This window comes from Neptunomonas sp. CHC150, from assembly GCF_030397555.1.
GTDB classification, from domain to species: Bacteria; Pseudomonadota; Gammaproteobacteria; order Pseudomonadales; family Balneatricaceae; genus Neptunomonas; species Neptunomonas phycophila.
Genome location: NZ_JAPNXU010000009.1, coordinates 143,739 through 155,357 on the forward strand (window position 1 = coordinate 143,739; position 11,619 = coordinate 155,357).

Annotated in this window: 10 protein-coding genes; 3 read left to right on the forward strand and 7 right to left on the reverse strand. The window is 43.6% G+C overall.

Annotation, left to right across the window (positions count from 1 at the left end):
- Positions 1–69: 69 nt before the first annotated feature.
- Entirely contained in the window at positions 70–564 is a 495-nt protein-coding gene (locus OW491_RS11470) for a MarR family transcriptional regulator (protein WP_215152662.1), read from the reverse strand.
- 88 nt (positions 565–652) lie between these two features.
- Between OW491_RS11470 and OW491_RS11475 the strand changes: the two genes are divergently transcribed.
- On the forward strand, positions 653–1,846 hold the full coding sequence (locus OW491_RS11475) for a multidrug effflux MFS transporter (RefSeq protein WP_290036084.1): 1,194 nt from the start codon (positions 653–655) through the stop codon (positions 1,844–1,846).
- Positions 1,847–1,920: 74 nt separating this feature from the next.
- Here the strand turns inward: OW491_RS11475 and OW491_RS11480 are convergent, their stop codons facing one another.
- Positions 1,921–2,871, reverse strand: coding sequence for an SDR family oxidoreductase (locus tag OW491_RS11480; RefSeq protein WP_290036086.1), 951 nt, complete (start codon positions 2,869–2,871; stop codon positions 1,921–1,923).
- A gap of 199 nt (positions 2,872–3,070) precedes the next feature.
- Here OW491_RS11480 and OW491_RS11485 point away from each other — a divergent pair, with 199 nt between their 5' ends.
- A complete protein-coding gene (locus OW491_RS11485) occupies positions 3,071–3,964 on the forward strand; it encodes an AraC family transcriptional regulator (RefSeq protein WP_290036152.1) in 894 nt (297 codons plus the stop codon).
- A 317-nt stretch (positions 3,965–4,281) separates the two neighbouring features.
- Positions 4,282–5,580 carry a PAS domain-containing methyl-accepting chemotaxis protein gene (locus tag OW491_RS11490; protein WP_075172005.1) on the forward strand — a complete coding sequence of 433 codons (1,299 nt, stop codon included), beginning with the start codon at positions 4,282–4,284 and terminating at the stop codon, positions 5,578–5,580.
- Positions 5,581–5,743: 163 nt separating this feature from the next.
- Here the strand turns inward: OW491_RS11490 and OW491_RS11495 are convergent, their stop codons facing one another.
- The 5 genes from OW491_RS11495 to OW491_RS11515 all read right to left on the reverse strand — a co-directional run bounded on the left by OW491_RS11495 (position 5,744) and on the right by OW491_RS11515 (position 11,611).
- Positions 5,744–6,406 (reverse strand): DUF3047 domain-containing protein, encoded by a 663-nt coding sequence (locus tag OW491_RS11495; RefSeq protein WP_290036089.1) that lies wholly within the window; start codon positions 6,404–6,406, stop codon positions 5,744–5,746.
- A gap of 155 nt (positions 6,407–6,561) precedes the next feature.
- On the reverse strand, positions 6,562–7,332 hold the full coding sequence (locus OW491_RS11500; protein WP_139303134.1) for a hypothetical protein: 771 nt from the start codon (positions 7,330–7,332) through the stop codon (positions 6,562–6,564).
- Positions 7,333–7,385: 53 nt separating this feature from the next.
- A complete protein-coding gene (locus OW491_RS11505) occupies positions 7,386–9,050 on the reverse strand; it encodes an alkaline phosphatase (RefSeq protein WP_290036092.1) in 1,665 nt (554 codons plus the stop codon).
- A gap of 23 nt (positions 9,051–9,073) precedes the next feature.
- Positions 9,074–10,657, reverse strand: coding sequence for an alkaline phosphatase (locus tag OW491_RS11510; protein ID WP_290036094.1), 1,584 nt, complete (start codon positions 10,655–10,657; stop codon positions 9,074–9,076).
- Between the two features lie 90 nt (positions 10,658–10,747).
- Complete coding sequence (locus tag OW491_RS11515) at positions 10,748–11,611, reverse strand: DNA replication terminus site-binding protein (RefSeq protein WP_290036096.1); 864 nt, start codon at positions 11,609–11,611, stop codon at positions 10,748–10,750.
- Between the last annotated feature and the right edge of the window lie 8 nt (positions 11,612–11,619).

Below are 11,619 nucleotides of genomic sequence, written 5' to 3' on the forward strand. Positions count from 1 at the left end.
CCTTTCGAAAGCTGAATTTATTCTTGTATTATAATCACATACAGCCTTTAGTTAGACATTATTTAAACTTTACTCCTCCCAGACGTTTAGAAGCTTTTCTAATAACTGGTTTAAAGCTGTTTTCTCATGGGTTGAAAGGGCAGCCATTATGCTCTGTTCTTGTGAATGCAGCTTCACAATCACTTCATTGATTAATGTCCCTCCGCTTTCTGTTAGCTGAACTAATTTTCCGCGCTTGTCGTGAGGGTTGTGGATTCGAGTGATGTATCCAGCATTTGTCATGCGATGTAACACTTTGGTTAATCCGCCCGAGCTAAAAAGCATGGCTGTTGATAATTCAGTGGGCGTCAAACAGTGTGGGGCCGGCTCTTTTCTTAGTGTTTCTAAGACAGCAAAATCAGCAGCTTGAAGTCCAAAATTATCCAAAACAATCTGAACGTTTTGACGCAAGTAATCATTAATTCGATAGATGCGCAGAATCTCGGGTGAGATTTCTTGGTGCGATTCGGGCCAGTTTTTTTCGGTTTTATGTAATACCTGGGTTACAGGTGTCTGCTTAATCATAAATCTACTCCTGAGCTATATAAGCAATATAGCTTGCTAGAAAGGTAAAATCCATATACTATCTTTCTAGAAAGCAAAGTGAGGTCTTATGAATCAATTTATATCCGCTCCAATTTTATTTCTGTTAGCTGGGATTTCGGCACTAACGCCTTTCGCAACTGACGGATACTTATCTGCAATTCCAGTGATGGCATCAGATTTGAGTACCGATATTTCGATGGTTGCAGTAACAGTCAGTCTGTATATTTTTGGTTTAGCCATTGGGCAACTGATTGGTGGTCCTTTATCTGATAAGTTTGGCCGTAAATCGATTATTGTTCTTGGGTTAATTGTATTTAGTGCAGGCAGTTTCTTAATCCCTTATTCAGATTCTTTGGTCATGTTGTGGAGCTTACGAATGCTCCAGGCGATTGGCGGAGGGATATCTGTTGTCGGTGTCCCAGCAATCATTCGTGATAATACGCAAGGCAAGGATTCCGCCCGGTTGTTTTCATTGATCATGTTGATAAGTATGTTGGCACCATCAATAGCCCCATCGGTTGGGACAATAATTTTAAAAGCTTTAGACTGGGGGTGGATTTTTTCGTCGCTAGGCGTGGTTGGAGTCATTGTTACCATTTGCGCTTTATGGGTTGTGCCTAAAGAAACTAAAACAGCCCAGCCGGAAGTCAGTGGCGGTTATATGAGTGTGTTTCGAGAGCGTCGAGCATTGGGTTATTTATTAGCGCAAGGATTTGGTTTTTCTGTTTTGATGACGTTTTTAACCAATGCGCCTTTTGCCTATATCGAGCACTTTCATGTTAGCGAAACTTTCTTCTCAGCATTGCTTATATTAAATGTTGGTGGTGTTGCTGTTACCAACAGGGTTAATAGTTATTTGTTGCACAAGTCTGAGCCGGCACAACTATTAAAAGTGTTTCTTTATATACAGTTGATAGGGGTTGCTACTTTAATTGGGGCTACCAGTCTTTTTCCAAATAACCTTTGGCTGGCGGTGTTTGGCTTTGTTATCACAACGGCATCTATGGGCGGGGTTGTACCTAACTCAAGTGCATGTTTTATGCAGTACTTTGGTAAAAATGCAGGGATTGCTGCGGCAGTATTAGGAGCCACGCAATATATTGTAGCAGCTGCAATAAGTGCTATTGCGGCCTTGCTGAGTCATGACTCTCTGTGGCCAATTATCATCATAATGATGATCTCGACATTAGTTGCACTGTTAGGCGTTTTATTTTACTCAGACGCGCAGACCGAAGTGAGTAGTGAAACTCAATTATCATGATACATACCAGCACCCATCCGTGGATGGGTGCTGGTGGCGTATTAGCTCATACTGTTATTTACCTGTGCAGATCATTACAAAGGCCATGTTAAAGACGTTTCCTTCTCAGAAATATTCCATAGACGCGTGATAACCTCGCTATTTAAAACGAAAGGTTCAAGTTTACATTCGCCAACAGGGCCGCCGAAATTCATGATCCCCGTTGGGCCGTAATAGGCCTGTTGTTTCAGGTCGTCTTCTGTAGCGCACATGACCTCTGGGTAGGCTCCTTTTCTCGCTGACTGTACTAAGGGCGTCGAAGACATTAAAGACCAAGTGAGCCTAGAGATTAAATTAGCTTTTTGGTTGATGAGCGAAGTCTTAGATGCACCAGGGTGGCACACATAAACTTTGACTTTTTTTTCAGCCTGTCTTATTCGGTTTTGTAATTCATAAGCAAACATCATCTGTGCTAACTTGCTGTGGCAGTAAGTATGGTTGGGGTGATAATTTTTATCCCAGTTCATGTCATCAAACTGAATAGTTTTTAAACCCATTTTGTAACCTTCGCTTGTAACCACCACTATACGCCCTTGAGATGATTCTATTTGTTCGAAAAGTAAACCGCATAGCAAGAAATGTCCGTAGTGATTAATACCTAGTTGGCTTTCAAAGCCATCAAAGGTGATCTCTTGTTTTGCCACTTGAGCGATGGCTGCATTACAGATAAGCGCATCGATACGAGGGACTTCTTTAATGATTTTTGCTGCAGCCTTGCGAACGGAACTCATTACCGCTAGGTCCATTTGTACGAAGCTAACGTCTATTTCGTTGCTAATCGCCTGTTTTAATGCCTTTACTGTCGCCTCTGATTTATCAACATTCCTGTTTAACATGACTACTTTTGCTCCTTTTGAAAGGAGTATGCGTGCAGCCTCATAACCTGTTCCGGCGGTGGCTCCGGTGATGACATAGGTTTTTCCTGAGAGTGAGTCAAGAGAGTCTGGTGTCCAGCCTGCTTCACCACATTGTTGCGTGCTTTTCATTGCTTAAAATCCTCAATAGCAGGCTACATTGACAGTTGGTTAAGTGGTATAGCCTAGTACTTTGTCGTGTTATTAAATTACGAAATGAAAATTAACTATAGCTATCAGTGAAAACCTAAAATAGGCGATATTGTCGCTATTTTATGCCTAATTGTATCACTATGTTGAGTAAAGCAATGTGTGGTGATATTTTGTGAAAATGGATAAAAGGTTAATTAAACAACTCATTCAACAAAATATTAGCGAAGATGGCATTGTCGAAACTGGTATAAAAGGGGTGAAGCTCTTCAGAGTTACGGAGCCTATACGTTGTGCCCCTGCGGTCTATGAGCCTTCGATTGTGGCTATCGTAAGTGGCGCGAAAGAAGCCATATTAGATGGCAAACAGCATGTTTATGACAGCAGTCAATATATGTGTTGTGCTATATCGATGCCTGTAGAAGCGGGGTCCCCCGCAGCGTCACTAGATAATCCCTTGTTGGGTGTATATATCGCTCTTGATACCCGGGTGATGACGGAATTAGTGATTGAAATTGAAAGTTCGGGATTAGATATTCGTAAACCGAAAGGTGGACGTATCCCGCAAGGGGTTACTCTGGCTGACTGGGATGACCCATTCAATGAGGCCCTGTTACGCCTAATTCAAATTTCAAATAGCCCTGCAGAAGCGGCCCTTCTAGGTGATGGGCGGCTTAGGGAGTTGTATTACACTGTTTTAAAAGGAGCCGCTGGTGAGTCGGTAAGCCGTGCTTTTGGCGTCGGTAATGAAATAGCGCGCTCTATTGCTTATTTGTCTTCTCGGCTGGATCAAAAAGTATCTATCGAAGAGGTGGCCTCTCAAGTGGGAATGAGTCGAGCGGTTTTCCATCGAAAATTTAAACAAGCGACCACGATGTCGCCAGTGCAGTTTGTAAAATGCATGCGTCTTAATAGTGCGGCTATCAAAATAGCCGCAGGTATGACTGTGAACCAAGCGGCCATGGAGGTCGGGTATGTAAGCTCTACTCAATTTAGTAGGGAGTTTAGGCGCCTTTACGGTTTGCCACCTAAGCAATGGGGGCGCTTTGAGCAATCAGGCACAGGGTTGATGTAGTGTGACCGCGTTTCTCAATATGACTAAAATCACATCTGCAGTCACAAAAGTAACTAAATTTTTAGTAAAATTGATTTCTGCAGTTTATGGTCTATGATCAGTAAATATAAGGTTTTTATTGCTATTGAGACATCTTTTTTTGTTGTAATTTCCAACAAAAATAAGATGTTACAGTTGGTTCTGTGCATTGATTTAGTGCAGGCAAGGTTCAATATGATACATAAATCTTATAGTTATAGGTTGTCATGTAACTAACGTTATGTGTGCGAAAATATTAGATTATTAAAAATCCACTAATTATAGGGAAGACATATTTAATGTGGTTTTCTAAGAAAAAATTATTAAATGAAATTTCCCGTCTGCAAGTTAAAGCTACCGCGTATGACGCAATTGAAAAAGAATTAAAAGAGGAAATGCTTTACTTTTTAGTGGATGAAAACGGAACTATTACAGAGGTCAATGAAGCCTTTAGTGGTGTGATTGGTTATGATACTAGTTACATCGTTGGTAAGAAAATTAAAGACTTTTTGTCAGAAAAGTCGATGAACAAACAGCATATTCAGAATATGTTGCAAGCCATTAATAAAAAGAATCACTGGCATGGTGCTATTCAGTTTAGAGCTAAAAACGGTGCAGAAACATGGTTGAGGAGTATTGTTCAGCCTATTAATGGACAATTGGCAGTCTATTCTACAGAGCTGACCCGTACTATCTCTCAGTCCCAAGAAAAAGAAGATATGCTTTTAGCTATCAGCCGTTCTTCTGCAGTTATAGAATTTAACCTTGAAGGTATTATTCAAGACGCGAACGATAACTTCCTGAATGCAACTGGCTATTCGAAAAACGAAATTTTAGGGAAACACCACAGTATTTTTTGTGATCCCGAAGAGGTTGAAGCCCCCGCATACAAGACGTTTTGGGCTCAGTTGAAAAAAGGCGTCTATAAAACAGATCGTTTCAAGCGTTTCAATAAAAATGGTGATGTTATTTGGTTAGAGGCTTCATATAATCCAATCCATAATAGCGATGGAGAACTGTACAAAGTAGTCAAGTTTGCAACGTTAATTACCGATCAAATGAATCGTGAGTTAGCCATGTCAGAGACTGCACAGATTGCCTTCGAAATCTCCCAAAAAACTGACGCCGATGCTGAAAATGGTTTGGCTGTGGTCCGAAGTACCATTGACACAATGAATAATTTGTCCGCTAAATTAGAGGACGTTAGTAAAGGGATTTATAACCTTGATGTGCAATCGGCTAAAATATCTGAGTTAGTTGAAAGTATTAAAGGCATAGCAGATCAAACTAACTTACTTGCTTTAAATGCGGCTATTGAGGCCGCTAGAGCAGGTGAGCAAGGCAGAGGCTTTTCGGTGGTAGCCGATGAAGTCCGACAGCTTGCCTCAAGAACCAGCTCCGCGACAGAGCAGATAATAAATGTGGTAAGCGAGAATAAAGTGCTTACGCAAAAAGCTGTGTCGCAAATAGATGGTAGCTTGAGTGAAGCCAAAGAAGCGCTTGAGCTATCCAATAAATCTGGGTCAGTGATTAACGATATTCAATTAGGGGCTAAAGAAGTAGTAAAAGCAGTGGGTAATTTTAGAACTAATCTGTAATAAGAAGTTTCACCACTTAGCCTAAACTATTGATAGCGCAGTAATCGTGCTTATTCTACCTAGGCTCTACATAATCTATTACCGCGATAAGTAATTTAGGCGGTTTAAGCTAACGGTTTTCCCTTTAAAGCCTAAGGGGATTAAAGGGAAAACCATAAATTGATCAATTAAATATCATATCGCTGTAGTACGCGGTTGCGGAGCCTCCTGCGTTATCCGTATCGGTCATAATGACGGTTGCGTCTATATAACGATACTTTTTAAGGTTAGCTTCGTCACTTCCTTGATCACCGAATTGTGCAATCAAGTCGCGGTATACATTTCGCTTTTCTGTGTACCAAGTGTTTGTTTGGGCGTCTTTCCCGCGAACGGCGATCATCTTAACTGCATCACCAGCAAAAGCGTTATCCCACACTTGCCCCTTAGACTGATTACTCGACCACACATAGGTTAAAGCTTTTGTTTTCCATAGCGCTAGGCCTCCATCGATTACCACGTAAACACGGGCTACATAGTCATCACCTGATTTACTGCGTTCGTCTATAGGGCCTAGACGGTTTTCGATTAGCCATTGCCAGTTTAGGTAGGGGTTTTTTTGAAGGTCTATTTTCTGCTCATATATCAGCCCAGAGGCGGAGCTGTGGCTTGTGGCTTTTAAAACAGTTTGGTTATCTTTATCTACTATGTTGTAGAGCGTTTCGCCGACAAATGCTTTGGTTTGCCAGTCGCTTGAGGAGGCGTGTGCGAAGCGGGTTAGGTTTTCTTCCCCAAATGCTGAGTTGGAGAGGAGCAGACTGCCACAGATAATAAACGCTATTCGTTGCATGGGTATTCCAGTAAAAACTGATGGCTATTAAACGTAAGAGTATTAATGGCGAGTTGGGTTCCACTCGATAAGTGAACAGTTAGGTAGTGCTTGGCATAAAAAAACCCCGACATAGGATGGCGGGGCTAACTCACAATGAGCCATGCAAGAAGGGGTTAATGCGAATGGCCGTGCTCGTGGCTGTGAGCTGGTTGGGCAATGTTATTCCCATTAGCGTCATACACCGCTTGAGGTGCATGATCGATATAACCCAGGTTGATCATTTTAATTAGGAATGGGTCAGCTTCATTGTCACCAATATCGGCAAAATCGGTTGTCATGTATTTGAAGCGTTGATTTATAGCGGCTTCAACTTCGCTTTTTTGGGTGTCTAGTTGAGCTAGATTCCAACTTTCAATAAGCCGCTTATTACTGGCTTTCATGGAAACGAGCAGATCAAGTGATGGGTTCCACTCTATATGGTAGGTGGTTCCATTGACTTCACCGGAGTATTTTGTAGTTATCTGGCAACCAGAACCTGTTTCGCTTTCTTTAGTAAGTTGAGTTAAAAAGTTTTTATTAATCAGGTAATTGACTGAATCCCATGTTTTCGACTTGCCAAGCGTTGTTAAGTCGGCCGCTTCGTACTCAATGAGTCGTTTAGCTTGGTCAAAATATTTATCCATGCGCATTTGGTTTTTGGGGAGCTTATGCCAGATATCGCCGGTTCCATTTGGATAGCTGTGCATAACGACATTGCCTTGCCTCCAAAGATCTACTTGTATGTTGCGAGTCGTGTTTTCTGTGTTGAGTGTTTGGGTTGCTTGATAGCTTGCATGCAAACTGTTAGCGCTTGCTGAGCAGCTTTCGTCTGCATAAGCAGCACTGGTGAATGTTACAGTAGTAAAAAGTGCCGTCGAAATAGTCGCGTAGATTAGTTTCATCATCTTAATCCGAAAATACAAAAAGGCAGCCGGAGCTGCCTATTCTTTGTGGGCATTTATAATCTGTTTTCAGCTTGTTCTAATAAATTGCCTGCATGATTCATTACATGGAAAATAATATTTTGTTCGTTCGTTCCAGTAATTAACTGTGCTCCAGGGCCTACAGCGTAGATCCCTACGTCCTCACCGGCGTGTGTTTCTGATGACATAGGTACCAATGCTTCTTGGTGGAAGCCAGTTGATTCTGTGTTAACGGCTGAAATATCAGCACGCCCAGAAACAATCACCTCACTGTAAACAGCATCAGCATCTGTCTCGTTGCCTAAGTCATGGAACCCCATGCCGTTTGTATATGCCAACGTCGTGTATGGCATATCATCTGCGGCTAGGGCTGGTTCAGAAAGAGGCTCACCATTGCTGTCATTGGTCACGACTTTACCGAGAATCGGATTGCCGCGCGTAGGGTAGCCAGCAATTGTAAATACGTGGCTATGGTCGGCGGTTACGATAATCAAAGTATCTTCGGGATCAGTGCCTTCAACGGCGGCCTTAACGGCGTTGGCGAACTCAACAGTATCAGTTAGGGCGTTGTAAGCGCTGCCTGCGTGATGGCCATGGTCAATACGTCCTGACTCAACCATCAGGAAAAAGCCATTTTCGTTATTGTCGAGTACGTCAATTGCTTTGCTAGTCATCTCAGAGAGTGACGGTTCTCCTTGGCCATCGTTAGCGCGGTCTGCTTCGTAATGCATATGCGATTCGTTAAATAAGCCAAGAACTTTAGTGGTAGCGGTTGGATCAATAGCGTCGAAACCCGCTTGATCCATAATATAGGAGCCGGTAGGGTATTTGGTCTGCCATTGGGTGATTAGGTTGCGGCCATCCGTGCGGTCGCCTTCAATAGTGCTGACAGCATCTAATGAGTTAGCCGAAGCATCGTTAGGTAAAAAGCTACGACGACCCCCTCCCATCACAACGTCGATACCATCGATGTATGTACTGTCGGCACCACCATTTACGCGTGCTTCCAGCAAATCTTCAAATTGGATAAGTTGGTCGGCTATGTCTAAGCAGCCAGCATCTCTGGCCGCTTGCGGCATATCACCGTCGTCTTCCCAGTTACGTTCAGGGGATTTAGCATAAGTAGCGGCAGGGGTGGCGTGTGTAATTCGTGCTGTCGACACAATTCCGGTGGATTTACCGGCTATCTCTGCCAATTCTAAGGCGGTGGCTAGTTCTGTGCCTTGCGAGGATACACAGTCGGCACGCACAACATCTTCGCTGACACCAATCACTCCCGCTTTAGATTTAACACCTGACATCATGGCTGTCATCGTACCAGCGGAGTCTGGGGTTTGTTGGTTGGTGTTGTAGGTTTTGGACAGACCAGAGAAAGGGAAATCGTCAAAGCTGAGCATATTTTCTTCGCCGGTCATGCCCTGCTGTTGGCCTTCAAGGATTCGGCCAGCAGTAACGGTGGAAACGCCCATTCCATCACCTACGAATAAGATAATGTTTTTAGCAGAGCCTTTAGCATTGTCGATTGCTTGAGCAACAGATTCAGCCGTGGTGACTTCAGCAGCACTGTTTTGGTACCACGCGAGTGACGCTTCGTCTTTAGGTGCGATACTGACTTTGTTATCGTCGTTGTCATCAGATGAGTTACAACCAGCTAGCACAGCAATTGAAGTGGCCAGCAAAGTCATTTTAAAAGTTTTCATGATGTTTATCCTTTTATCTGGCCTTAGATCTCGTCGTCAATTGACATGGCAGTCTTCATTACTTGGAAAAGCACGTTTTGCTCAATGACGCCTTGGAATAAGTAAGCGGAAGGTCCTATAGCATGAACAGCGACGTCTTCGCCTGCATGAGTTTCAGATGATAATGGGACAAGTGCTTCTTGGTGGAAGCCAGAGTCTTGTGTATTAACAGAAGCGAGATCAACGCGTGTGCCTGAGGAAATAGGGTAGGCACCGGTGTCGTAGCGAGCATCAGCATCGGTCTCAGCTGAGAGCGATGCATAGCCTAATCCGTTGTTATATCCGAGGGTTGTGTAAGGCATGCCATCGGCTGCTAAATACTCATCGCTTAAGGGCGCACCTGAACCATCGTTTGTTATAACTTTGCCGAGAATTGGATTTCCGCGAGTAGGGTAGCCGGCAATAGTAAATACATGGCTGTGGTCGGCGGTAACAATGATGAGTGTTTCTTCATCATTGGTTAGTTCAACAGCTTTTTTTACGGCATTTGATAGTTCTACCGCATCGGTCAAGGCATTGTAAGCGCTACCTGCATGGTGACCATGATCAATACGCCCAGATTCAACCATCAGGAAGTAACCGTCCTCGTCGTTACTTAGCACATTAATGGCTTTTTCTGTCATTTGTGTGAGAGAAGGTTCGCCACCAATGTCATTTGTGCGGTCGGCTTCATAGTGCATATGTGATTCATTAAACAAAGCGAATACTTTTTTTGCAGTATTTGGGATGGCATCAAATTCACTTTGCACATCGGCATAGTAACCGTCTGAATGGGCGTTTTTCCACTCTTCAACTAGGTTGCGCCCGTCAGTCCGGTCGCCTTCCACAGTGCTTACGGCATCAATTGAGTTAGCGGTGGCATCATTGGGTAGAAAATGACGGCGACCGCCACCCATGGCTACATCAATACCATCACCATAAGGAAAGTCGATTAGCTGGCTGGCAATGTCTGTACACCCTGCTGCAATCGCTTCTTCTGGCATATCTGAATCATCTTCCCAGTTGCGTTCTGGTGATTTAGCGTAGGTGGCCGCGGGTGTTGCATGGGTTAGGCGAGCAGTTGAGACAATGCCCGTTGCTTTCCCTACGAGCTCGGCAGCTTCCAGCGCTGTAAATAATTGATGATTGGGGTTATTTTCGCATTCGGCACGAATAGCCTCCGGTGATAGACCGATGACACCGGCTTTGGTTTTTACCCCTGTCATCATTGCTGTCATTGTGCCAGCTGAGTCAGGTGTTTGTTGATTGGTATTATAGGTTTTAGCTAGAGCAGAATAGGGGAACGTTTCAAAGGAAAGCAGGTTTTCTTCACCGGTATTCCCGTTGTTTTGACCTTCTAGAATACGAGCTGCAGTGAGAGTGGAGATTCCCATGCCATCGCCAACAAATAAAATGACGTTTTTAGCTGCTTTGATACGTTCTAACTGAGTTTTATCTGCAATGGCTGTTTGCGCTTCAGTAAACCAATCACTGCCGGATTGATAAGCGGGCAAAATATCGGCCTGAGCGGCATTAGCCATGGCGACTGCGACGGCTAGCGAGAGTGTAGTCGCGATTGTTTTCATCATCTGCTCCGATGTGTATGTGTAATAGCTCCACATACCTTAGAGCGGTAATGTTACGTTTCGGTGAAGAACGGATGATGGTTTTGTTGTTGGTTAACCGCAGTACAAATGTATACGCAAACTGGGTATGAAAGGCTCGGGATCAATGAGGTTGTCTGCTCTTAAAGCGCGCTGTCGCTCTGTTGGTGCTTTGTCGGGTAAGCGGTTACACTCAGGCAGATTTTGGTTGGCTGCAAGTGGAATTAGGATGGGTAGTGGGCAATTGCGTGCTTGGCGTTTCCATTGATCGTTTTCTGTTTTCCATGCAAAGTTTGCTCGTATAAGCGGAGCTTGAGACTGAATTTGCGCCAAAGGAGTGTGGCTATTTAGGCGCTGTAATTTATCAAGTTGTAGGGCAATATGAGGTTTGTCACTTCCCATCTTAAGTAGTTTGTCTATGGCTTCTTTCACCGTGATTTTTTTGATACTACGGCCGCTGGTGTACCAGCTAAAACGGACACGCTCAGGGCATGATTCAACAATAGGTAATGTTCGGTAACACTGTTTAAGGTGAAGCCTCCCCAAACCCTGTTTATTCAATGCTTCGTTAATAATGGCCGATCGTTGATGTAGAGTTTGATTTAATTCAGCTAAACCTTTTTGTTTGAGTATACTAACGGCCTGTTTGAGATTGGCTTTGCTGGCATTGAGCTGATGGGCTGAATTAATGAGGGTGTCATCACAGCCCACTAGGCCATAGTAACTTTTGGTTTTACGTCCGTCGCCGTTATCCTGGTGCCATATATTGCTGTAAAGATCGATAGCCTGATGTTTGGCTGTTTGAAAAGGGTCTGGTGGATTGCCTAAAAAGATAGGTCGTGTTGAGTTGGCAAGTTGCTGGCTAAATACTATCAAGTCGGCACTAAACTGATCGAATGCGGTCGTAATCAGGTCTATATGCTCGTTAAGGATGCTCATAATGGTTA